We start from the raw sequence: 23,284 nt of genomic DNA, 5'->3' as shown, positions 1-23,284 counted from the left end.
GACAAGGCGTATGAATTTCAGAAACGCGGCCATCTGGCTGGTGATCGTGGCGGTGCTGGTCGGAGTGTTCTTCGTCAGCCAGAACGCGCGCACGCGCAACACCGGCGAGGTCAGCTATTCGCAGCTCCTCAAGCAGGTCGATGCGGGCAAGATCAAGTCGGCCGAGATCTCGGGCCAGACCGTCATCGCCAAGGACGCCCAGGGCAAGACCCTGACCGTCAACGCGCCGATGGACTCCGACGAGCTGGTCAACCGCATGGTGGCCAAGAACGCCGACGTGAAGTTCAAGAGCGGCTCGATCAGCTTCCTGGCCATCCTGGTCCAGCTGCTGCCGATCCTGCTGGTCGTGGGCGTTTGGCTGTTCTTCATGCGCCAGATGCAGGGCGGCGCCAAAGGCGCCATGGGCTTCGGCAAGTCCAAGGCCCGACTGCTGACCGAGAACAAGAACCGCATCACCTTCGAGGACGTCGCGGGCGTCGACGAGGCCAAGGAAGAACTGCAGGAGGTCGTCGACTTCCTGAAGGACCCGGCCAAGTTCCAGCGCCTGGGCGGCAAGATCCCCAAGGGCGCCCTTCTGGTCGGCCCTCCCGGTACGGGTAAGACCCTGATCGCCCGCGCGGTCGCGGGTGAGGCCGGCGTGCCGTTCTTCACGATCTCGGGTTCGGACTTCGTCGAGATGTTCGTCGGCGTCGGCGCCAGCCGCGTGCGCGACATGTTCGAGCAGGCCAAGAAGAACGCGCCCTGCATCATCTTCATCGACGAAATCGACGCCGTCGGTCGCCACCGCGGCGCCGGCCTGGGCGGCGGCAACGACGAGCGCGAGCAGACCCTCAACCAGCTGCTGGTCGAGATGGACGGCTTCGAGGCCAATGAAGGCATCATCCTGATCGCCGCCACCAACCGTCCCGACGTGCTGGACCCCGCGCTGCTGCGTCCGGGCCGCTTCGACCGCCAGGTCGTGGTGCCGAACCCCGACGTGGCCGGGCGCGAGAAGATCATTCGCGTCCACATGAAGAACGTGCCGCTGGCCGCCGATGTCGACGTCAAGACCCTGGCGCGCGGCACCCCGGGCTTCTCGGGCGCGGACTTGGCCAACCTGGTCAACGAAGGCGCCCTGCTGGCCGCCCGCAAGAACCGCCGCATGGTCACCATGCAGGACTTCGAGCAGGCCAAGGACAAGGTCATGATGGGCGCCGAGCGCCGCTCGATGGCCATGAGCGACGCCGAAAAGAAGCTGACCGCCTATCACGAGGGCGGCCACGCCCTGGTGGCCCTGCGGGTCCCCGTCGCCGATCCGGTCCACAAGGCCACGATCGTGCCGCGCGGCCGGGCCCTGGGCATGGTCATGCAGCTGCCCGAGGGCGACCGCTACTCGATGAGCTACGACATGATGACCTCGCGCCTGGCCATCATGATGGCCGGCCGGGTCGCGGAAGAACTGATCTTCGGCAAGGAGAAGATCACCTCGGGCGCGTCCAGCGACATCAGCGCCGCCACCAGCCTGGCCCGCAACATGGTCACCCGCTGGGGCTTCTCCGATCAGCTGGGCACCGTGGCCTATGGCGACAACCAGGACGAGGTGTTCCTGGGTCACTCGGTCGCCCGCACCCAGAACGTCTCGCCCGAGACGATGATCACGATCGACACCGAGGTCCGTCGCCTGGTCAAGGGCGGCGAGGACGACGCCCGCCGGATCCTGACCGAGGAACTCGACAACCTGCATATCGTGGCCAAGGCCCTGCTGGAGTTCGAGACCCTGAGCGGCGACGAGATCATCGGCGTCATGAAGGGCGAGGTCCCCAAGCGCGACGAGGAAGAGACCAAGGAAACCGCGGTCGCTCCCTCCCTGGTCCCCCTGTCCCCCGGGGCGGGCGCCAGCGTCACCGCCTGACGCGTCTTCGGACTCCAAGGATCAAGCCGGCTCGAAAGGGCCGGCTTTTTTCTTGCGATGAACGTTGGGCTGGCCGGGTCGACCGGACGCCGCGTGGGGCGTAGGAGAGAGGGCCATGAGCCAGGCCGCCCGTCTCTCCCGTCCCCCCAATTCCCGGCCCAGCGTGATGGGGATCGTCAATGTCACGCCCGACAGCTTCTCGGACGGCGGCAAGTTCCTGCTGGCCGCCGACGGGATCGAACACGCCCGTCGGCTGATCGCCCAGGGCGCCGACATCCTCGACATCGGCGGCGAGAGCACCCGCCCCGGCGCGACCCCCGTCTCGGAGTTCGACGAGATCCTGCGGGTGGTCCCGCTGATCGAGGCGATCCGCAAGGCCAGCGACGTCCCGATCTCGATCGACACCATGAAGCCCGGCGTGGCCCGTGCGGCGGTCAAGGCCGGGGCCACGATGTGGAACGACGTGGCCGCCCTGCGCTTCTCGCCCGACGCCCCCGAGGTCGCCGCCGAGCTGGGCTGCGACGTGGTGCTGATGCACATGCTGGGTCAGCCTGGGACCATGCAGGACGCCCCGCGCTACGGCGACGTGGTCGCCGAGGTCGAGGCCTTCCTGCTGGCCCGCGCCTTCACGGCCATGGCGGCCGGGGTGGCCAAGGAGAAGATCTGGCTGGATCCGGGCATCGGTTTCGGCAAGACCGTCGAGCACAACCTGGCCCTGCTGGCGGCCCTGCCGCGCTTCGTCGCCCTGGGCTATCCGATCCTGCTGGGCGCCAGCCGCAAGCGATTCATCGTGGGCCTAGACCCCTCGGCCGGCGAGGCGACCGACCGCCTGGGCGGCTCGCTGGCGGCGCATCTGGCCGGGGCCGTGGCGGGCGTGGCGGCGGTGCGTGCCCACGAGGTGCGCGAAACGGTCCAGGCTCTCGATGTCCAGGCGGCGATCAGGCGTGCAGGTCAGGGTTGAAGTGCGACTCCGGTCGCGCTTGCGGCGGGGGGAATCGGTCGGCTTAATCGTTGGCGTACGGCTTTTCGAAAGCTCGTGAACATGCCCAAGCGCCACGCTCTGATTATCGAGGACGAGATCCTGATCGCTCTGGAGATCGAGGATCTGCTGAAGAAACAAGGCTTCGACACGGTCGACATCGCCGAGAGCCCGCTGGAGGCCCTCGATCGCGCCCTGATGCGAAAACCGGACCTGATCACCGCCGACTACCGGATCGTCGACGGCACCGGGGTCGAGGCGGTGAAGCTGATCATGGCGCACCTGGGGCCCATCCCGGTGGTCTATGTCACCGGCAACGCCAAGGCTCTGTCCGATCAGAACAGCGACATGGTGGTCCAGAAGCCGATCCTGCCAGGCGTGCTGGCCGGCGCCTGGCAACACGCGATGCAGGCGGCCTAGGTCAATCCTCTCCCGAGGGTCGACACCTCTCCGCTAGGGGAGGATCTTTGTTTTCGGCGGTCTGATTCCCGCCTAAACACCTCGCATGCTCCATACCCCCCAAGGTCGCGTCCTCGTCATCGCCGGATCCGATTCCGGCGGCGGCGCGGGGATCCAGGCCGACATCAAGACCATCACCGCCCTGGGCGGCTACGCGGCCACCGCGATCACCGCCGTCACCGTGCAGAACACCCTGGGCGTCACCGGCGTCCATCCGATCCCGCTCGAGGTGATCGCCGCCCAGGCCCGAGCGGTTCTGGACGACATCGGCGCGGACGCCATCAAGACCGGCATGCTGGGCGACGCGTCCGTGGTCGAGGTCGTGGCCGCGGCGATCGACCATGCTCAAAAAGCGTCAAAGGGGAGCGTGGTCCCCGTCGTCGTCGACCCCGTCATGGTCGCCAAGGGCGGCGCGCCCCTGCTGGCCGAGGCGGCCATCGGCGCGGTGAAGCGCCTGATGATCCCGCGCGCGGCCCTGCTGACCCCCAATGCGCCCGAGGCGGCCGCCTTGACCGGCCTGACGGTCGAGACCACGGACGACCTGCGCCGCGCCGGCGAGGCCCTGCTGGCGATGGGCGCCCAGGCGGTGCTGATGAAGGGTGGTCATGTGCCCGGTGAGCGCGTCGTCGACGTGCTGATCACCGCCGAGGGCGAGACCACCTTCGAGGGCGAGCGGATCGACACGCGCCATACCCACGGCACTGGCTGCACCCTGGCCTCGGCCTGCGCCACCGGCTTGGCCCAGGACTTGCGGCTGGAAGAGGCCGTCGCCCGAGCCTGGAACTATGTCCACGAAGCCATGCTGCGCGCGCCCGGTTTTGGCGCGGGCCACGGCCCCCTCGACCACGGCTGGACCCTTCGCCCATGAGTGAGACTTTGGAAGCCCGCCTCGCCGAGATCATCCGGGGCGTTCCCACCACCTGGAAGGTGCTGGAGACGGTCCGCGACCTCGACCTGCCCGACTGGATGATCTTCTCGGGCGCCGTCTATCAGCCCGTCTGGAACCACCTGACCGGCCGCGACCCGGACTATGGGATCAAGGACTATGACGTCGCCTATCACGACGACAGCGACACCAGCTACGAGGCCGAGGACGTCGTCATCCAGCGCGTCGCCGCCGCCTTCGAGCCGCCGCTGCGCGAGCTGGTCGAGGTCCGCAACCAGGCCCGGGTGCATCTCTGGTTCGAGAAGAAGTTCGGCGCCGACGAGCCCTATCCGCCGCTGGAAGACAGCGCCTCGGCCCTGAAGCGCTTCGTGGCCACGGCGTTCTGCGTCGGGGTGCGGCTGGAGAAGGACGATAGTCTCAGCATCTGGGCGCCGTTCGGCCTGGAGGACCTGTTCGCCCTGCGGCTGCGACCCAACCCGTTGCGGGTCAAGGGCGCCGGCGGCTGGGAGCGCACCACGGGCTCGGCCAAGGCGCGGTGGCCTGAGATATCGATCGAGGGCTGACGGGATTTCATTGTCACCGGGACAATAAAGGCTTTGCCCCTCGTCCCGGCCGCGCATAACAGCGATGTCCATCCGGTTTCGGGAGATCGCCCCATGCGCCAGTGGACCATCGACGCTTTCGCCAGCGGCCCCTTCAAGGGCAATCCGGCCTGTGTGGTCGAGCCCTTCGGCAGCTGGCCGTCCGACGCCTGGATGCAGGCCCTGGCGGCGGAAAACAACCAGGCCGAGACTGCCTTTCTGCTGAAGACCGACGACCCCGCGCGGTTCGGCCTTCGCTGGTTCACGCCGGCCCTGGAGGCCCCGCTGTGCGGCCACGCCACCCTGGCGGCCGCGCACATGCTGTTCGAGGAGCTGGGGGTCGACGTCCCGTTGCTGACCTTCGACACCCTGTCAGGTCCGCTGACGGTGAAGCGCGCCGATCAGGCAGGCGAGGATGACGGGCTGGAGATGGACTTCCCGGCCGATCCGCCGCGCCGCACCGAGATCCCGGCGGGTCTCGCCGAGGCGTTGGGCGCGCAGCCGGCCGAGGTCTGGGCCGGGGCCTATCTGATCGCGGTGATGGAGGGTGAGGCCACGGTGCGCGGCTTGAAGCCGGACCTGGCGGCCCTGAACAAGATCGGCGGGGAAGCTGCCGGAGGGCCCGGCCAGACGGTCGTCGCGGCCCTGGCTGACGCGGGCAAGCCCTATTCGGTGGTCAGCCGCTTCTTCGCGCCGGGTTTCGGCATCCCCGAGGACCCGGCCACCGGCTCGGCCCACTGCATCCTGATGCCGCTGTATGGCGACAAGCTAGGGGCGCAGGCGCTGAAGTTCCACCAGGCCTATCCCGGCCGAGGCGGGGACCTGGAATGCGAAAGCCGCGGCCCGCGCGTTCTGTTGCGCGGCCGCGGCTTCACGGTGTTGGAGAGCCGGCTCCGGGTGGAGCCGGCTTAGATCAGTCGTTACCAGCGGCGGTCCGGGCCGCGGTGGTCGCGATAGTCGCGGTCGTTGCCATAGCCGTAGCCATAGTCACGGTCGCGGCGCTCGACGCGGATCTGGGCGCTGATGCGGTCGAAGCGACGATCCAGGTCGGCGCGTTCCCAGCCGCTCAGGCCACCGCGACGGTAGCTGGCTTCCAGGCGAGCCGTTTCACGCAGCTGGGCGCGCAGGCGGCTGGCTTCCGAGCGGGTCAGCGAGTGGTTGCGCACGCCCATGTCGATGCGGTGGTCCAGCTGCGCTTGGCGCTGGTTGATCGACTGCGCCGAGGCGACAGCGGGAACGGTGGCGGCCGCCAGGGCCGAGACCGCAACGATCGGGAGCAGGATCTTCTTCATCGGTTCGGTTCCTTTCGAATTCTCCGTCGCGGGTTGGGGAGGGGAAGCGACGTTGAGCCAAGAGAAACACGCGACGGCTGAAGCGGTTCTGAGCTGCGCGTTATGTTGTGTTCATGTGGGAGGCGTGGGGCGCCGGCTTTCGACCCTAGTCGGGCATTGGCTCACTGCGTCCTTCGAGGCGCGCTCAGGAGCGCGCACCTCAGGATGAGGTGGTCAGTGCAAGGAGATCCTCATCCTGAGGCGTGAGCCGCAGGCGAGCCTCGAAGGACGCACTGAACATCCGACTCCCACCCTTAGCGGACCTGCCGCGTAAGCCGTTTGGCTACCGATGCCGCTTCCATTGCGCACTGCTGGAGTTCGACTTCGTCCCGAGTGCATTTGGCCGCGTAGACGTCTTTACCCTCGCGACTGAAGGTCACCACTGTGAGCCATTTCCCGCCAGGAGCAGGCCTAATTTGGGCGACAGTCGCCGCGAGCGGCTTCCCGGTGATTTCCTGCGTCGCGGTGCGAAAGTTCTCGGCGAAGCGCTGAGTTAACCCGTCATCGCCAGCCGTCCAGACTTCGATGGCCGAAGTTGCAATGCTCGTTGCGGCGAGAAGCTTAAGGATCATTGCAAGACGTTAGCTGAGGCGGGTCAACTGTCCACCCAACCCTGACGCTTCCCGCGTCCGCCCGGACCGTCCCTAAGCCGCCTGCGCCAGTCGCGCCGCGGTCATGGCTGTCTCGATGGCGGCGTAGAGCTTGGTGACTTCGATCGGCTTGGCGACGTGGCCGTCCATGCCGGCGGCCAGGTAACCCTCGACTTGGTGGGCCAGGGCGTTGGCGGTGACAGCGACGATCGGGGTGCGGATCCGGCCTTCCTGGGCTTCCAGCGCGCGGATGGCGCCGGCGGCCTCGACGCCATCCATGACCGGCATGTGGATGTCCATCAGCACGATGTCGAAGTTTCCGGTCTTCCAGGCCTCGACGCAGGCCGCGCCATCGTCGACCAGCACCACCTCGGCGTTCAGCGGGGCCAGGACGGCCGCGACGACCTTCTGGTTGGTCGGATTGTCGTCGGCGGCCAGGACGCGCAGGCGACCCTGCTCGACCGGCGCCTGGGCGACGGCTTCGGCGGGCGCCTCGACGAAGAGATCGGAGTCGTCGTCGATATAGTGGACGTCCTTCAGGGTCTCCTCGCGGGGCAGGGCGACCAGGACGGTGAAGGTCGAGCCGCGGCCTTCGCGGCTCTGCACCTTGATCGAGCCGTCCATCAGGGCCGTCAGCTCGCGGCAGATGGCCAGGCCCAGGCCCGAGCCGCCGAAGCGGCGGGTGGTCGAGCTGTCGGCCTGGACGAACTTGTCGAACAGGCGCGGCAGGATCTCGGGCGAGATGCCGATGCCGGTGTCTGCCACGTCGATCCGCAGGCCCGAGCCGTCCTCGGCCGAGGCGAAGCGGACGGCGACCGCGCCGTCCAGCGTGAACTTCATGGCGTTGGAGATCAGGTTGCCCAGGATCTGGCGCAGGCGGTCGGCGTCGCCGCGCCACAGGCCCTGGGCTTCCGGCGCGACGGCGACCTCGAACGCCAGGCCCTTGTCGCGGGCCTGGGTGGCGAAGGTCTCGCGGATGGCCTGGGCCAGCTGGGCGATATCGAACGGACGGTCCTCGATCTCCAGGCGGCCGGCCTCGATCTTCGAGAGGTCCAGAACGTCGTTCAGCACGCCCAGCAGGACAGCGCCGGACTCGCGGATCACCGTCAGCCGCTCGCGTTGGGGGTCGCTGAGCCTGTCCATGGCCATGACCTCGGCCATGGCCAGCACGCCGTTCAGCGGGGTGCGGATCTCGTGGCTCATATTGGCCAGGAAATGCGACTTCAGCACGTTGGCGGCGTTCGCGTCGTCGCGCGCCTTGACCAACTCGGCCATCGCGCCGCGCAGGTCCTGGTCGTTGGTCTCCAGCCGGGCCACCAGGTGGTTGAAGCTGTCGGTCAGGCTGCGGAAGACGTCGTCGTCGGCGGTCTGCTCGACGGCCTTGAAGCGACCGCCCACGGCCGTCTCGTGCATGGCCTCGGACAGGCGCTCCATCGGGCGGGCCAGGCGCCGGGCCAGGCTGTTGGCCAGCAGGATGGCGAGGCCCGCGGCGCCGAAGAACAGGGCCCCGGTCAGGGCAAGGTCGCGGGCCAGGGTCTGGCCCAGGCCCGGATGCTCGGCGACCAGCACCAGGGTGCCGACGTTCTGCGACGACAGCTTGATCGGACGGGTCAGGGTGTCGGCGTTCTCGGGATTGGCCGTGCCCATCTGCGCGACGGTGCGGCCCCGGTTGTCGACGATGCGCACGGCGGCCACGCTGGGCGCCTTGGCCACGGCTTCGAGGGCGCGATAGACGCCGACCATGTTGTGATCGGCCAGGGGCGCGGCGGCGCCGGCGGCGGCCATCTGCGCGAGGATCTCGTGATTGGCCCGGGCTTCCTGCCGCGCGACGCTCCATTGCTGCAGCATGAAGCATAGGCAAGCAGCCACGAGCGCCAGGACAGTCGTGGCCAAGGCCACGCCAGCTATACGCGCCTGCAGAGGCGCGTGGGTCGACCCGTTATGGTTGTGATTGTCGCTCATCGCGCCTGGAGATTCAATCGATGCGGCAGTCTGCCGCAATCTTCCTAACGTTTCGCTTCCAGGACGGGAGAGTTGCGCGACAAAACAACGCTAACGGTCGTTTCCGCTCACTTTTGGATTGCAATCTCTTTAACAATCTATTTACCCTTTTCCTTAGTGTTTCGTTAACGGAGGCGGGCGTGGAAAAGGTTTTTGTAGCTAAGCGTGTGGCGAGCAAGCTGTTCGCGACGGAAGCGGCGGTGGACGCTGCGATGGTGGAAGTCGCGGAAATGATGGCCGAGCTGATGCAAGCTCGTAAGGACCTCAACCTGTCGGCCACGGTCGGCAACGGCGTCAGCGCCAAGTTCGTGGACGCCATGCAGGCGCTCTCGACCGCGCGCACGGCGATCGTCGAGGCGCACACCGAATTGGACGAAACGCGCCTGCGGATCGGCATCCGCACGCGCATGGCCGGCAGCATCAAGCCGGAGGAAGAAGCGCCGCGTCCGACTGGCCTGCGCGAGGCCGTCTGAAGTTTCGGCAAAAAGACATTGCAATAGTTTAATACCTTTGGGCCTCTAATTTAGGTTAGAGGCCCAAAGCATGTTTGCGTATCAGCAACTGATATTCTGGATCAATTGGCTGCTGCTTGTGGCGGCATGCCTCGGCGCGTGGCGATGGGGCGGACGGCCTGAGCGCAGTGGCGCGGCGCTGGTGCTGGCGATTTTCGTCGTTGTCGTCCTGGTGGGCCTCATTCGCGACAGGGAAGTGGTTCGCGGTGTCTACTTGGCGTTGGACGGTCTATTGGCCCTTGGTCTGCTGATGCTGGCGTTGCGCCACGCCACGCGCTGGCTAGGCGTCGCCGTGTTGCTGCAGGGCGTACAGTTCAGCCTTCACGCCTACTATCTCGTGGCGGCGAGGCGATATGACAACCTCTACATCCTGGTGAACAACCTGGTCACCTTGGGCGTGCTGATCTGCCTGCTGGCGGGCGTGACCCTGGCCTGGCGCGCGCGGCGGGCGGCCGCAAAATAATTGCCGTCACCGGACGATTCGTCGCCCCGGTCGCAAAATCTCTCCTTGCTTTTGCCGGCGGAACACGGTTTCTGCGCGGCGGGCCACGCCCCCCCAACGGGGCGCAGTCCATCTGTAAGGATGGGAGACATCGCAATGACTACCCTCGCCAAGCCGGCGATCCGCCCGGCTCGTCCCGAGTTCTCTTCCGGCCCCTGCGCCAAGCGCCCCGGCTGGACCCCCGAAAATCTCAGAAATGCTGTTTTGGGCCGTTCGCACCGCTCGAAGCTGGGCAAGGCGCGCCTGAAGGCCGCCATCGACCAGACGCGCGAAGTGCTGGAAGTCCCGGCCGACTACCTGATCGGCATCGTCGCCGGTTCGGACACCGGCGCCGTCGAAATGGCCATGTGGTCGATGCTCGGCGCTCGTCCCGTCCAACTGATGGCCTTCGAGTCCTTCGGCAAGGACTGGGTCACGGACGTCACCAAGCAATTGAAGCTGCCCGACGTCGAGGTGCTGAGCGCCCCGTACGGCCAGCTGCCCGACACCACCAAGGTCGATCCGGCCAAGGACCTAGTCTTCACCTGGAACGGCACGACCTCGGGCGTCCGCGTCCCGAACGCCGACTTCATCTCGGCCGACCGTGAAGGCATCACCATCTGCGACGCCACCAGCGCCGCCTTCGCCCAGGACCTGGACTGGGCGAAGCTGGATGTCGTGACCTTCTCCTGGCAGAAGGCCCTCGGGGGCGAAGGCGCGCACGGGATCCTGATCCTGTCGCCGCGCGCCGTGGCCCGCCTGGAAAGCTACACGCCGCCCTGGCCGATGCCGAAGCTGTTCCGCATGACCAAAGCGGGCAAGATCGCCGCCGACATCTTCGAGGGTGCGACGATCAACACGCCGTCGATGCTCTGCGTCGAGGATGCGCTGGACGCCCTGAAGTGGGCCGCGTCCATCGGCGGTCTGGAAGCCATGCAGGGCCGCGCCGACCAGAACCTGGCCGTGCTGGCCGACTGGGTCGCCAAGACCTCGTGGGTCGACTTCCTGGCCGCGACGCCGGACATCCGTTCCAATACTTCGGTGTGCCTGAAGGTCGTCGATCCCAAGATCGCCGCCCTGCCGGACGACGCTCAGGCCGACTTCGCCAAGAAGCTGGCCAGCCTGCTCGAGAAAGAGGGCGCGGCCCTCGATATCGGCGGCTATCGCGACGCCCCGGCCGGCCTGCGCATCTGGTGCGGCGCCACGGTGGAAGCCTCGGACCTCGAGGCCCTGACCCCGTGGCTCGACTGGGCCTACGCCACCGTCTCGGCCGAACTGGCCGCCGCTTAATCCAAGCGTCCTCCCTCCCCCGCGATGGGGGAGGGATCGGCGGCCTCGCCGCCTCAGCAAGCACCCCAATTCCGTCCTTCCCGGCAGAGCCGGAAGGGCCTGAAATCAGAGAGCTCCCATGACCGCTCCTCGCATTCTCATCGCCGACAAGCTCAGCCCCGCCGCCGTCGACATCTTCAAGAACCGCGGCGTCGCCTTCGACATCAAGGTCGGCCTGTCCAAGGACGAGCTGATCGCCGTGATCGGCGACTATGACGGCATCGCCATCCGCTCGGGCGCCAAGCTCGACAAGGACGTGATCGCCGCCGCCCACAAGCTGCAGGTCATCGCCCGCGCCGGCATCGGCGTCGACAATGTCGACATCCCGGCCGCCACCGCCAAGGGCGTGGTGGTCATGAACACCCCGTTCGGCAACTCGATCACCACGGCCGAGCACGCCATCGCCATGATGTTCGCCCTGGCTCGCCAGCTGCCCGCCGCCGACGCCTCGACCCAGGCCGGCAAGTGGGAGAAGAACCGCTTCATGGGCGTGGAGCTCTACGCCAAGACCCTGGGCCTGATCGGGGCCGGCAATATCGGCGGCATCGTCGCCGACCGCGCCCTGGGCCTGAAGATGAAGGTCGTGGCCTACGACCCGTTCCTGTCGCCCGAGCGCGCCGTGGAGATGGGCGTCGAGAAGGTCGAGCTGGAAGACCTGCTGGCCCGCGCCGACGTCATCACCCTGCACACTCCTCTGACCGACAAGACCCGCAACATCCTGTCGGCCGAGAACCTGGCCAAGACCAAGAAGGGCGTGCTGATCGTCAACTGCGCCCGCGGCGGCCTGGTCGACGAGGTGGCCCTGCGCAAGCTGCTGGACGACGGCCATGTCGGTGGCGCGGCCTTCGACGTGTTCGTCACCGAGCCGGCCAAGGAAAACCCGCTTTTCGGCTCGGACAAGGTCGTGGCCACCCCGCACCTGGGCGCCAGCACCAACGAAGCCCAGGAGAACGTGGCCCTGCAGGTCGCCGAGCAGATGAGCGACTATCTGCTGACCGGCGCCGTCACCAACGCCCTCAACAGCCCCTCGATCACGGCGGAAGAAGCGCCCAAGCTGAAGCCGTTCGTGGCCTTGGCCGAGAAGATCGGGGCCCTCGCCGGCCAGATGGTCGACTTCGGCATCTCCGCGATCGACATCGCCTTCGAGGGCGAAGTCTCCAAGCTGAACGTCAAGCCGATGACCTCGGCGGCCCTGGCCGGAATCCTCAAGCCGATGCTGGCCGAGATCAACATGGTCTCCGCCCCGGCCGTGGCCAAGGATCGCGGCATCACCGTCTCCGAGAGCCGCCAGGAAGTCAGCCCCACCTATGACAGCCTGATGCGCATCACCATCACCACCGAGAAGGGCAAGCGCGCCTTCGCCGGCACGGTGATCGCCGGCGCGCCGCGCATCGTCGAGGTCAAGGGCATGGAGCTGGACGCGGGCTTCTCGCCGGCCATGCTCTACATCAACAACCTCGACAAGCCGGGCTTTATCGGCGCCCTGGGCATGCTGCTGGGCGAGGCGGGCGTGAACATCGCCACCTTCAACCTCGGCCGCCTGTCGGCCGATGAGGACGCGATCGCCCTGGTCGGCGTCGACCAGGCCCCGACCGCCGAGCTGCTGGGCAAGATCCAGGCCCTGCCGCACGTGAAGGAAGCGCGCGCGCTGACGTTCTAGGAAGATGATGCTCCCCCGTGATGCGGGGGAGCTGTCACGGAGTGACTGAGGGGGCTAGTGCTGCTTCGGCCAAGCTGGCCCCCTCCGGCCCTCTGGGCCACCTCCCCCGCATCGCGGGGGAGGATCTGGATTTCACGGATCCCATGCCTCTTCTCCGTCCGCGCAAGATCAACCGGCTGGGCCTGACCGCCTTCGTCGCGGCGGTGCTGTTCACGCTCTACGCGGCCCTGGCGCCGGGTGACGATACCGCCGGCCTGATCCCGTGGGACAAGGCCAAGCACTTCATCGTCTTCTACGGCCTGACCTTCCTGGCGACCGTGGCCCTGCCCAAGAGCCGTTTCTGGCGGATCGGCGCGGTGCTGCTGGCCTTCGGCGTCGGCATCGAGATCCTGCAGGGGCTGCCGATCGTGGGGCGGGACGCGGATGCGTTCGACGTAGTCGCCGACGGGCTGGGGATCGGGTTCTTCTGCGGGCCTGTGCTGGTGAGCCGGTGGCTAGATAGACGAGGCGACTGAGCCGTCTAAAGCTCCCAAATGCTCGTCATCCCGGAAAGCGCGCAGCGCTTGTCCGGGACCCAGGGGCCAAGCGCAGTGCGGCGACCCCTGGGTCCCGGCTCTCCGCTTCGCTACGGCCGGGATGACACCGTGAGTGTGCTCTATGCGCCAGCTCCGCCCCGTCCCGCGCCATCCCGGAACCGCGCGGCCCCCGTCCGGGCCTCCTGGCGCAGCGGCTCCAGCCCGCCACGACCCTCGACCTTCAACGCTTCGGCCAGGTCCACATCCCATTGCGCGAACGCCGAGGCGCGGTCGGCGCGCAGGCAGACCTGCGGGAAGGCGGCGATCTGGCTGGCAAGCTCATAGGCCGCCGCCAGGGCCATGCCCTTCTGGACCACCCGGTCGGCCAGACCCCAGGCATGCGCCTCGGCCGCCGCGACCGCTCGGCCCGTCAGGATCATGTCCAGCGCCCGGCCCTGGCCGACGATGCGTGGCAGCCGCACCGTGCCGCCGTCGATCAGCGGCACGCCCCAACGCCGGCAGAACACCCCGAAGGTCGCGTCGTCGGCCGCCACGCGCAGGTCGCACCAGAGCGCCAGCTCCAGGCCGCCGGCCACGGCGTAGCCCTCGACGGCGGCGATCACCGGCTTGGACAGCAGCCGTCGCGTCGGCCCCATCGGTCCTTCGCCGACCGGATCGTAGCGTTCGCCCGCGCCGCTGGCGGCGACATTGAGGTCGAAGCCCGCGCAGAAGGTCCCGCCCAGGCCGGTCAGTATGGCCACGGCGGCGGTCTCGTCGGCCTCGAAGGCGTCGAACGCCTCGCGCAGGGCGATGGCCGTGGCCGGATCGACGGCGTTGCGGCGCTCAGGCCGGTTGATGGCCACGGTCCAGACCGGGCCGTCCTTGGTGAGTTCGACCGTGCTCATCGCTTCCTTCCTAGAAACTATCGACCCGGATTTCCCAAGGACGCGCCGTTCCCGCCGCCGCGTCCAGTCCTCCGACGATCCAGCGCCGGGTGTCGGCAGGGTCGATGACCGCGTCGATCTCCAGCGCCGCCGCCATGCTGGTGGCCTTGCCGGCCGCGTAGAGCCGCGCCACCAGCTGATCGTAGAGCGCCTTCTGTTTCACCGGATCGGTCTCGGCCTCCAGCTCCTTGCGATAGCCCAGCTGCACCGCGCCTTCGAGGCCCATGCCGCCGAACTCGCCGGTCGGCCAGGCGGCGATGAAGGCCGGGGCGTGGAAGCTGCCGCCCGCCATGGCCTGGGCGCCCAGGCCATAGCCCTTGCGGGTGACCACGGTGAACAGGGGCGAGCGCAGCTTGGCGCCGGCGATGAACTGGCGGCTGACCCGGCGCACGGCGGCGACGTCCTCGCTATCGGGTCCGACCATGAAGCCGGGCGTGTCACAGAGGCTCAGCACCGGCAGGGCGAAGGCGTCGCAAAGTTGCAGGAACCGCGCGGCCTTCTCGGCCCCCTCGCAGTCGATGGCGCCGCCCAGGTGTTTGGGATCGTTGGCGATCAGACCCATCGGCCGGCCCTCGATCCGGATCAGGCCCGTGACCATCCCCGCCGCGAAGCCGCCGCGCAGCTCCAGGAACGAACCCTCGTCGACCAGGCCGGCGATCAGGGCGCGGACGTCGTAGACCCGCAGGCGGTTCTCGGGGATCGCGCCCCGCAACCGCCGCTGGTCCGGCGCGGTCCAGGCGCTCAGCGCACCCTGGAAATAGGACAGCGCCTGCTTGGCCAGCCGGGTGGCGTGGGCCTCGTCCTCGGCCAGTATATCGATGACCCCGTTCTTCCACTGGTGGGCCGAGGGACCGATCTCCTCGGGCTTGAACACGCCGAGGCCGCCGCCGGCGATCATGGCCGGGCCGCCCATGCCGAGATTGCTGTCGCGGGTGGCGATGATGATCTCCGACAGACCCGCGATGGCCGCATTGCCTGCGAAGCAGCGGCCGGCGACGATGGCGATCTTGGGGACCAGTCCCGACAGCTGGGCGAAGCTCCGGAAGGTCGGCACGTCCAGCCCCGCCACCGCCGTGGTGTCGGTGTCGCCGGGCCGCCCGCCGCCGCCCTCGGCGAACCACACGACCGGCAGACGCTGGTCGGCGATCACGCTCATCAGCCGGTCGGACTTGCGGTGGTTCATGGCCCCCTGGGTACCCGCCAGGACGGTGAAGTCGTAGGCCAGGGCCGCCGTCCGCGCCCTGTCGGGCGGGAAGAGCGCGCCGTTGACGGCGCCGATGCCGGTGATCAGGCCGTCGGCGGGGGTGTTGGCGATCAGGTCGTCGGTCGAGCGCCGCCGCTTCTGGGCCGCGATGGCCAGGGCGCCGTATTCCAGGAAACTGCCGGGATCGACCAGATCGTCGATGTTCTCCCGCGCCGTGCGGTGGCCGGTCTTGCGGCGCTTGGCGACGGCGTCGGGCCGGGCCTCGTCCAGCGTGAGGCGGTGGCGAGCGACGACCTCGGCCAGGTCGGGGCGCATCGCGTCGAGATCCTCCTCGGCGGCCTGGGCGGTCTCGGCCGCGTCCATCTCGACCGGCTCCAGGAACACCAGCGGTTGGCCCTCGGCGACGGTGGCACCGGGCTCGGCGGCGACCTTCAGCACCCGCCCACCCGCCTGGGCGTGGACCAAGTGTTCCATCTTCATCGCCTCCAGCACCGCGAGAGCCTGGCCGGGGCGGACGAGGTCGCCCTCGGCCACGGCGATCGCGCCGACCGTAGCCGCTAGCGGCGCGGCGATGGCGACCGCGCCGTCGAGGGTCTCGAACAGGATCTTGAGGCCGGTCCCGACGGGCGACAGCAGCTCGGCCTGGGCGACTAGTTCGGCGGCGTTGTCCTCGATGAAGCGGGTGGTCGCCGATTGCAGGTCGGTGGCGTCCAGGATCGCCCGCACCAGCGGCGCGGTGGTCGAGACGCCGGTGATCGTGAACTCGGCCAGGGCTCGATCCAGGCGCGCGACCGCGTCGTCGGCGGTGCGACCCCGCGCGATCACCTTGACCAGCAGGCTGTCATAGGCGCCGCCCACGACCAGCCCGACCGCGCCCGCCGCGTCGACCCGTACGCCGGGACCGCCCGGCGGGCTCCAGGCGGTCAGCACGCCGGTGGACGGCTTGACCTGGCCGTCGGGGCTCAAGGTCTCGGCGTTGATCCGCGCCTGGACGGCGACACCGAAGGCCGGCGGGGCGGCGGTCAGGGAGAGGCTCTCGAGCGACGCCCCCGCCGCCAGCTCGAACTGCAGCCGCACCAGGTCCAGGCCCGTAACCTCCTCGGTTACCGTGTGCTCGACCTGCAGGCGCGGATTGACCTCCAGGAAGAAGGCCTGGCCTGTCTCCGCATCGATCAGGAACTCGACGGTGGCCAGGCCCCGATAGCCGGCGCAAAGCGTTTCGGCGTGGGTCCACAGCTGGGTTCGCAACGGATCGGGGAGGGCAGCCGGGGCCATCTCGACCAGCTTCTGGTTCCGCCGCTGCAGCGAGCAGTCGCGATCGCCGACGGCCAGGACGCGGGCCCCGTCGCCGACGATCTGCACCTCGACATGGCGCGCCAGCTCGATCCGCTTCTCGGCATAGAGCCCGTCGTCGCCGAACGCGGCCTGGGCCTCGCGCTGGCAGGCGGCGAAGGCGGCGTCCAGCTCGCCGGGGTCCAGCACCGCCCGCATGCCGCGCCCGCCGCCGCCGGCCCGGGCCTTCAGCATGATCGCGCCATGCTCGGCCTGGAAGGCGAGGGCTTCCGCCAGCGCGATCGCGCCGGTCCCGGGGATCAACGGCACGCCCCGCTCGGCCGCCAGGGCGCGGGCGGCGGCCTTGTCGCCGAAGGTCTCCAGATGCTCGGGCGAGGGGCCGATGAAGACGATGCCGGCCTCGGCGCAGGCGCGCGCCAGGGCGGGGTTCTCCGACAGGAAGCCGTAGCCGGGGTGCAGGGCCTGGCAGCCCTCGGCCGCGGCGGCGGCCACGACGGCCTCGATGTCGAGATAGGCGCGCGGCCCCGCGCCGGGCAGGGCGACCGCGCGGTCGGCGGCGGCGATGTGCGGCGCGCCCGCGTCGTCGGCGGCGTGGACGGCCACGCTCTCGATCCCGACCTCGGCCGCCGCGCGGGCGATGCGGACGGCGATTTCACCGCGATTGGCGATCAGGACACGAGGCAAGGACATGGCGCTTCCCGCGAAGGCTTCATACGGCCGTTTGAGGCACTTTGGCCGGTCCCGCCCAACTCTCCAAGCCTTGACTCCGGGGCTGGAGAAGATCAGAACAAAAGTGGAACATGGAGTGGAAGATGGCCGGATCGCGCGAAGCGCGTCTTGCGGCCCTGAGAGGCCGGATCGCCGCGATCGAAGCGGGGACTCGGACTCCGACTCCGGTCCTGCCGTTCGGCGATCCGGCCATCGACGCCTGCTTTCCGGGCGGCGGCCTGCCGTTGGGCGGTTGGCACGAGGTGACGGGCGCGGGGCTGGAGGACGAAACCGGCGCGGCCCCGGCGGCCTTTGTCGGGCTGCTGCTGCGACCGTTGGTCAGGACCGGTGTCGTGGTCTGGGTGGCGCGGCGCAGCGACCTGTTCGCGCCGGGTCTGGCGGGTCTCGGCTTCCCGGCCGGGCGGTTGATCCAGGTCCGGGCTCGCGACGAGGCCGAGGTGTTGTCGGTTCTGGAGGACGCCCTCTCGACCCAAGGCGTCGCCGCCGCCGTCGGCGAGGCCGAGGCCCCGGACCTGACCGCCGGCCGCCGCCTGCAGCTGGCCTGCGAGAAGCGCGGCGGTCTCGGGGTTCTGCTGCATCGACGGCCCTATGGAGGTCGGGCGGGGGAGGTGCGGACGGTGTCCGGCTCGGCCTCGTTTAGCCGCTGGCGGGTGGGGCCGGCCCCCAGCGCGCCGCCGCCGGACGACATCGGCCTGGGCCCGCCGCGCTGGCGGGTCGAACTCGAGCGCTGCCGGGGCGGACGTCCCGGCGGCTGGATCTTGGAACAATCGGAGGCCGGCCATGGCCCGCATCCTTTCCGTCTGGTGTCCCAACTGGCCGATCACGACGTGGCGGCGCCGGAACCCGACCTGCGCCTCGCCGGCTGAGGTCGGCGCGGACAAATCCTCCCCCCAGCGGGGGAGGTGGCCTGAAGGGCCGGAGGGGGAAGGGGCGAGGTCGACAGCACTTCCCCCTCCGTCGCCTTCGGCGACACCTCCCCCGCTAGGGGGAGGATTGAAGACGCCAGAACCTCCGTTCGCCCTTCTGATCTCCGAAGCCGGAACCCGCCGCCTCGCCGCCGTCGACGACCGGGCCCGCACGCTCGGCCTGTCCGCCGGCCAGAAGGCCGCGGACGCCCTGGCCCTGGTCCCGGATCTGGTCACCGCCGATCACGACCCCGCCGCCGACCGCGCCGCGCTGGAGGCGCTCTCCGACTGGTGCGTCCGCTTCTCGCCGGCCGTGGCCATCGACGGCGACGACGGCCTGCTGCTCGACATCACCGGGACCGACCACCTGTGGGGCGGGGAGGCGACCATGCTGGTCGACCTGGTGGCGCGGCTGGCCCGCTGGGGCGTGCCGGCGCGGGCGGCGATCGCCGACACGGCCGGGGCGGCCTGGGCCTTGGCCCGCTACGGGGACGATCTCGCCATCGCCCCACCGGGCGGCCAGCGCGAAGCGATCGAGCGCCTGCCGGTCGCGGCCCTGCGCCTGGAGGACGCCGCCGAGGCCCAGCTGCCGCGCCTGGGCCTGCACCGGGTCGGCCAGCTCTTCGCCCTGCCGCGCGCCCAGCTGGCCAAACGTTTCGGCCTGGCCCTGACCCTACGGCTCGACCAGGCCCTGGGCGCGGCGGCCGAGGCCCTGACCTTCCGTCGGCCGGCGTCGCCCTGGTTCGACCGCCTGGCCTTCTTCGAGCCGATCAGCGCGCCCGAGGACCTGGCCCGCGTGGCCGGCGACGCCCTGGACCTGATCTGCAGGCGGCTGGAGGCCGAGGGGCGCGGGGCCAAGCGGTTCGAGGTCGTGTTTCACCGCTTGGACGGCAAGGCCTATCCCGTGCGGGCGGGCCTGGCCCGGATCGGCCGCGACGCCCGGCGCCTGACCAGGCTGATCGTCCCCAAGCTGGACAAGGTCGACCCCGGTTTCGGCATCGAGGTGGTCACCGTCCACGCCGCCGCCGTCGAGGTTCTGGCCGCCGCCCAGGAGCGCCTCGACGCCGATACCGACGCCGGCCTCGACGAGACCCTGGCCCCGCTGATCGACCGCCTGGTCAACCGCCTGGGCGAGAACCGTGTCTGGCGGGCCGACCCGTACCAGAGCCATGTGCCCGAGCGCTCGGTGATCCGCGCCGCGCCGCTAGATCCGACGGCGGTGGCTCAGTGGGATCCCGATCGCCCGCGCCCGGTGCGCCTGTTCCGCAAGCCCGAAGCGATCACCGCCGTCGCCAAGCTGCCCGACGACCCGCCGATGCAGTTCCACTGGCGTGGCCGCGCCCACCGGGTCCGCCGCGCCGAGGGCCCCGAACGGATCGGCCAGGAATGGTGGCGCGCCGGGGTCGGCGAGACCGACACGGGGCCGGGCAAGGTCCGCGACTACTACCGCGTCGAGGACGAGGCGGGCGGCCGGTTCTGGATCTATCGGCAGGGACTGTTCGACGGCGAGGAAGCGCCGAAGTGGTGGATCCATGGCCTGTTTGGTTGAGGCCGGAAATCCTCCCCCCAGCGGGGGAGGTGGTCGCGAAGCGACCGGAGGGGGAAGTTATTCTGGCCCGGCCTCTCCCCCCTCCGTCGCCTGCGGCGACACCTCCCCCGCTAGGGGGAGGATCTAGTTATGCCCGCCTATGCCGAGCTCCAGGCCACCACCAACTTCTCGTTCCTGCGTGGGGCCTCGCACGCGGAGGAGCTGGCCATCGCCGCCGAGGCGCTGGGCCTGAAGGCCATCGGGATCACCGACCGCAACAGCCTGGCCGGGATCGTCCGGGGCTGGACGGCGGCGAAGACCCGCGACATCCGGGTGCTCAGCGGCTGTCGCCTGGACTTCATGGACGGGACGCCCAGCCTGCTCTGCTACCCGACCGACCGCGAAGCGTTCGGCCGACTGACCCGCCTGCTGACCGTCGGCCAGCGGCGGGCCGGGAAGGGCGAGTGCCACTTGAGCTGGCAGGATTTCCTCGACCATTCGGACGGCCAGCTGGGCCTGATCGCGCCACCCGCCAAGCTGGACGAGGCCTTCGAGCGCGATCTAGCCCAGATGGCGGGGGACCTGCGCGGCCGCGCGTGGCTGGCGGCCAGTCGCGCCTACGCCGCCCAGGACCTCAAGCGTCTGGCGCGCCTCGACCAGCTGGGCCGCGAGGCCGGGGCGCCGATGGTCGCCACCAACGACGTTCTCTATAACGGCCCCGAGCGGCGGCCGCTGCAGGACGTGATCACCTGCGTGCGCGAGCACTGCTCCATCCAGGAGGCGGGCTTTCGGCTGGAGGCCAATGCCGAGCGCCACATCAAGTCTCCGGCCGAGATGGCGCGCCTGTTCGAGCGCTGGCCGCGCGCGGTCGAGCGCACGGTCGAGATCGTCGAGCGGATCGGCTTCGACCTCGGTGATCTCAAGGAGGAATATCCCGACGAGCCGGTGCCGCCGGGCAAGACCTCGATGCAGCACCTGACCGACCTGACCTGGTCGGGCGCGGCCTGGCGCTATCCCAAGGGCGTGCCCGAGAAGGTGACCAAGCAGCTGAATGAAGAGCTGCGGCTGATCGCCAAGATGGACTACCCCAACTACTTCATCACCGTGCACGACATCGTCCGGAAGGCGCGGGAGATGGGCATACTGTGCCAGGGGCGCGGCTCGGCGGCCAATTCCTCGGTCTGCTTCTGCCTGGGGGTCACGGCGATCGACCCGACCGAGCACCGGCTGCTGTTCACCCGCTTCATCTCCGAGAACCGCGGCGAGCCGCCCGACATCGACGTCGACTTCGAGCACGAGCACCGCGAGAAGGTGATGCAGTACGTCTATGAGCGCTACGGCCGCGAATACGCCGCCATCTGCGGGACGGTGATCCACTACCGCCCGCGCAGCGCCATCCGCGACGTCGGCAAGGCCCTGGGCCTGACCGAGGACGTCACCTCGCTGCTGGCCGGCACGGTCTGGGGCAGCTGGGGCGACGGCCTGCCCGAGGAGCACCTGCGCAATGCGGGCCTCGACCCCCAGGCGCCGGAGATCGCCCGCGCCGTGGCCCTGGCCACCGAGCTGATGGGCTTCCCGCGCCACCTGTCGCAACACGTCGGCGGCTTCGTTCTGACCAAGCGGCGACTGGACGAGACCGTGCCGATCGGCAACGCGGCCATGCCCGACCGCACCTTCATCGAGTGGGACAAGGACGACATCGACAGCCTGAAGCTGATGAAGGTCGACATCCTGGCCCTGGGCATGCTGACCGCCATACAGCGGGCCTTCGGCATGCTGCGCGCCGACCACGGCGAGACGATCACCGATCTGGCCGACGTGCCCGTCGAGCTGCCCGGCGTCTATGACATGCTCTGCGTGGCCGACAGCGTCGGCGTGTTCCAGGTCGAGAGCCGGGCCCAGATGTCGATGCTGCCCAGGCTGAAACCGCGCCGGTTCTACGACCTGGTCATCGAGGTGGCGATCGTCCGCCCGGGCCCGATCCAAGGCGACATGGTGCACCCGTACCTGAAGCGGCGGAACGGGATCGAGCCGGTCGACTGGCCCAAACCCGACCCGGAACACGGGCCCGAGAACGAGCTGTTCGAGATCCTCGGCAACACGTACGGCGTGCCGCTGTTCCAGGAGCAGGCCATGAGCCTGGCCATCGAGGCGGCCAAGTTCACGCCCGACGAGGCCGACGGCCTGCGCAAGGCCATGGCCACCTTCCGCAACCTCGGCACGCCCGCCGAATATCGGGACAAGTTCGTCGAGGGCATGGTCCGGCGCGGCTACCAGCGCGACTTCGCCGAGCGCTGCTTCAAGCAGATCGAGGGCTTTGGCCACTACGGCTTTCCGGAGAGCCACGCGGCCAGTTTCGCCAAGCTGGTCTATGTCTCGGCCTGGATCAAATGGGCCTGGCCGGACGTGTTCTGCGCGGCCTTGATCAACTCCCAGCCGATGGGCTTCTACCAGCCGGCCCAGTTGGTCCGCGACGCGCGCGAGCACGGGGTCGAGGTGCTGGCCCCCGATGTGCTGGCCAGCGACTGGGACTGCACGCTGGAGGGCGCGTCGACGGGCTTCCGCTCGCCCCGGATTCGCGACGACAAGATCGCCTGCCAGGCCAACCGCCCGCACTGGAAGGCCGTCCGCCTGGGCTTTCGCCAGATCAAGGGGCTGAAGGAAAAGATCGACATCCCGCCGCTCTTGAAGGCCCGGGCCGAGGGCGCGCGCCTGCCCGCCGAGTTCGCCCAGGCCGGCGTGCCGCAGAAGGCGCTGGAACTGCTGGCCGAGGCCGACGCCTTCGCCTCGGTGGGTCTGTCGCGCCGCGAAGCCCTATGGGCGGTCAAGGGGTTGAAAGGCGAGCACAAGGCCCCCGTCCAGGCCCCGCTGCTGGCGGGCCTGCCGCTGTTCGAGGCCAAGGTCGCCCTGCCGGAGATGGCCGACACCCAGGAGGTGGCCGAGGACTACCGCACCACCAGCCTGTCGCTGAAGGCCCATCCGGTCGGCTTCTACCGGCCGATGCTGGCCCGGCGGGGGGTGATCACGGCCGAGCAGCTGCTGACCGTCAAGGATGGCCGCAAGGTCTCGGTGGCGGGCCTCGTGCTGATCCGCCAGCGGCCCGGCACGGCCAAGGGCGTGGTGTTCGTGACCTTGGAGGACGAGACGGGCGTGGCTAACGCCGTGGTCTGGAAGGACCGGTTCGAGGCCGACCGCAATGTGGTGATGACCGCCTCGTTCCTGGTCGTCCACGGCCGGGTGCAGCGCGCCGAGAACGTGATCCATGTCGTCGCCGAGACCTTCACCGACCTTTCGGCCCACCTGTCGACGCTTAGGGACGAACCGGACGCCCCGGCTCCGCGGGTGAGACAGAAGGTGTCCGGCCGGCTGCTGCGGAGCCGGGATTTCCACTAGGCGCGGGCGACGTTTGGCAGCGTGGACGTCTGGCGCGATATCCCGTATTTCAGTACGATAAATCACATATTGG

The 23,284-nt window shown here is 69.2% G+C and carries 18 protein-coding genes and 1 pseudogene; 14 read left to right on the top strand and 5 right to left on the bottom strand.

The genetic code is table 11. From position 1 onward, the window contains the following. Positions 1-10 precede the first annotated feature (10 nt). From ftsH to AC1RRV_RS15600, 6 genes are all read left to right on the top strand, one after another. On the top strand, positions 11-1,891 hold the full coding sequence (gene ftsH / locus AC1RRV_RS15625; protein WP_492860579.1) for an ATP-dependent zinc metalloprotease FtsH: 1,881 nt from the start codon (positions 11-13) through the stop codon (positions 1,889-1,891). A 115-nt stretch (positions 1,892-2,006) separates the two neighbouring features. After that, on the top strand, positions 2,007-2,852 hold the full coding sequence (folP, locus tag AC1RRV_RS15620) for a dihydropteroate synthase (protein WP_492860578.1): 846 nt from the start codon (positions 2,007-2,009) through the stop codon (positions 2,850-2,852). Positions 2,853-2,933: 81 nt separating this feature from the next. Continuing rightward, positions 2,934-3,290: a response regulator gene (locus AC1RRV_RS15615; RefSeq protein WP_492860577.1), complete on the top strand. Its 357-nt coding sequence runs from the start codon at positions 2,934-2,936 to the stop codon at positions 3,288-3,290. 85 nt (positions 3,291-3,375) lie between these two features. Then, positions 3,376-4,197: a bifunctional hydroxymethylpyrimidine kinase/phosphomethylpyrimidine kinase gene (gene thiD, locus AC1RRV_RS15610; RefSeq protein WP_492860576.1), complete on the top strand. Its 822-nt coding sequence runs from the start codon at positions 3,376-3,378 to the stop codon at positions 4,195-4,197. Then, positions 4,194-4,778, top strand: coding sequence for a nucleotidyltransferase family protein (locus AC1RRV_RS15605; protein ID WP_492860575.1), 585 nt, complete (start codon positions 4,194-4,196; stop codon positions 4,776-4,778). The genes thiD and AC1RRV_RS15605 overlap by 4 nt, the downstream gene beginning before the upstream one ends. A 93-nt stretch (positions 4,779-4,871) precedes the next feature. Further along, positions 4,872-5,708 (top strand): PhzF family phenazine biosynthesis protein, encoded by an 837-nt coding sequence (locus tag AC1RRV_RS15600; protein ID WP_492860574.1) that lies wholly within the window; start codon positions 4,872-4,874, stop codon positions 5,706-5,708. Between the two features lie 8 nt (positions 5,709-5,716). Here AC1RRV_RS15600 and AC1RRV_RS15595 read toward each other — a convergent pair whose 3' ends face one another. From AC1RRV_RS15595 to AC1RRV_RS15585, 3 genes and pseudogenes are all read right to left on the bottom strand, one after another. Beyond that, positions 5,717-6,088 carry a hypothetical protein gene (locus tag AC1RRV_RS15595; protein ID WP_492860573.1) on the bottom strand — a complete coding sequence of 124 codons (372 nt, stop codon included), beginning with the start codon at positions 6,086-6,088 and terminating at the stop codon, positions 5,717-5,719. Positions 6,089-6,381: 293 nt separating this feature from the next. Next, complete coding sequence (locus tag AC1RRV_RS15590; RefSeq protein ID WP_492860572.1) at positions 6,382-6,699, bottom strand: hypothetical protein; 318 nt, start codon at positions 6,697-6,699, stop codon at positions 6,382-6,384. Positions 6,700-6,771: 72 nt separating this feature from the next. Beyond that, positions 6,772-8,767: pseudogene (locus tag AC1RRV_RS15585) on the bottom strand (ATP-binding protein). 91 nt (positions 8,768-8,858) lie between these two features. Here AC1RRV_RS15585 and AC1RRV_RS15580 point away from each other — a divergent pair. The 5 genes from AC1RRV_RS15580 (at position 8,859) to AC1RRV_RS15560 (ending at position 13,215) form a co-directional block, all read left to right on the top strand. Continuing rightward, positions 8,859-9,191 carry a hypothetical protein gene (locus AC1RRV_RS15580; protein ID WP_492860571.1) on the top strand — a complete coding sequence of 111 codons (333 nt, stop codon included), beginning with the start codon at positions 8,859-8,861 and terminating at the stop codon, positions 9,189-9,191. A 70-nt stretch (positions 9,192-9,261) separates the two neighbouring features. After that, positions 9,262-9,693, top strand: coding sequence for a hypothetical protein (locus AC1RRV_RS15575; protein ID WP_492860570.1), 432 nt, complete (start codon positions 9,262-9,264; stop codon positions 9,691-9,693). 135 nt (positions 9,694-9,828) lie between these two features. Next, on the top strand, positions 9,829-11,001 hold the full coding sequence (locus AC1RRV_RS15570) for a phosphoserine transaminase (protein WP_492860569.1): 1,173 nt from the start codon (positions 9,829-9,831) through the stop codon (positions 10,999-11,001). Between the two features lie 118 nt (positions 11,002-11,119). Then, positions 11,120-12,700, top strand: coding sequence for a phosphoglycerate dehydrogenase (gene serA, locus AC1RRV_RS15565; RefSeq protein WP_492860568.1), 1,581 nt, complete (start codon positions 11,120-11,122; stop codon positions 12,698-12,700). 143 nt (positions 12,701-12,843) lie between these two features. Further along, positions 12,844-13,215 (top strand): VanZ family protein, encoded by a 372-nt coding sequence (locus AC1RRV_RS15560; protein WP_492860567.1) that lies wholly within the window; start codon positions 12,844-12,846, stop codon positions 13,213-13,215. A gap of 140 nt (positions 13,216-13,355) precedes the next feature. Here AC1RRV_RS15560 and AC1RRV_RS15555 read toward each other — a convergent pair whose 3' ends face one another. Further along, entirely contained in the window at positions 13,356-14,120 is a 765-nt protein-coding gene (locus AC1RRV_RS15555; protein ID WP_492860565.1) for a crotonase/enoyl-CoA hydratase family protein, read from the bottom strand. Between the two features lie 10 nt (positions 14,121-14,130). Next, positions 14,131-17,346: an acetyl-CoA carboxylase family protein gene (locus AC1RRV_RS15550; RefSeq protein WP_492860564.1), complete on the bottom strand. Its 3,216-nt coding sequence runs from the start codon at positions 17,344-17,346 to the stop codon at positions 14,131-14,133. A 110-nt stretch (positions 17,347-17,456) separates the two neighbouring features. Between AC1RRV_RS15550 and AC1RRV_RS15545 the strand changes: the two genes are divergently transcribed. The 3 genes from AC1RRV_RS15545 to AC1RRV_RS15535 all read left to right on the top strand — a co-directional run bounded on the left by AC1RRV_RS15545 (position 17,457) and on the right by AC1RRV_RS15535 (position 23,211). Next, positions 17,457-18,251, top strand: coding sequence for an ImuA family protein (locus AC1RRV_RS15545; protein ID WP_492860563.1), 795 nt, complete (start codon positions 17,457-17,459; stop codon positions 18,249-18,251). After that, on the top strand, positions 18,166-19,839 hold the full coding sequence (locus AC1RRV_RS15540; RefSeq protein ID WP_492860562.1) for a Y-family DNA polymerase: 1,674 nt from the start codon (positions 18,166-18,168) through the stop codon (positions 19,837-19,839). Before AC1RRV_RS15545 ends, AC1RRV_RS15540 begins: the two co-directional genes overlap by 86 nt. A 129-nt stretch (positions 19,840-19,968) precedes the next feature. Beyond that, positions 19,969-23,211: an error-prone DNA polymerase gene (locus tag AC1RRV_RS15535; RefSeq protein WP_492860561.1), complete on the top strand. Its 3,243-nt coding sequence runs from the start codon at positions 19,969-19,971 to the stop codon at positions 23,209-23,211. The last annotated feature ends 73 nt before the right edge of the window (positions 23,212-23,284 follow it).

The sequence above is a fragment of the Caulobacter sp. GW821-FHT11E10 genome (assembly GCF_058808375.1).
Note: the sequence above shows the minus strand (reverse complement) of the source record. Positions and strands in the feature narration are given on the sequence as shown.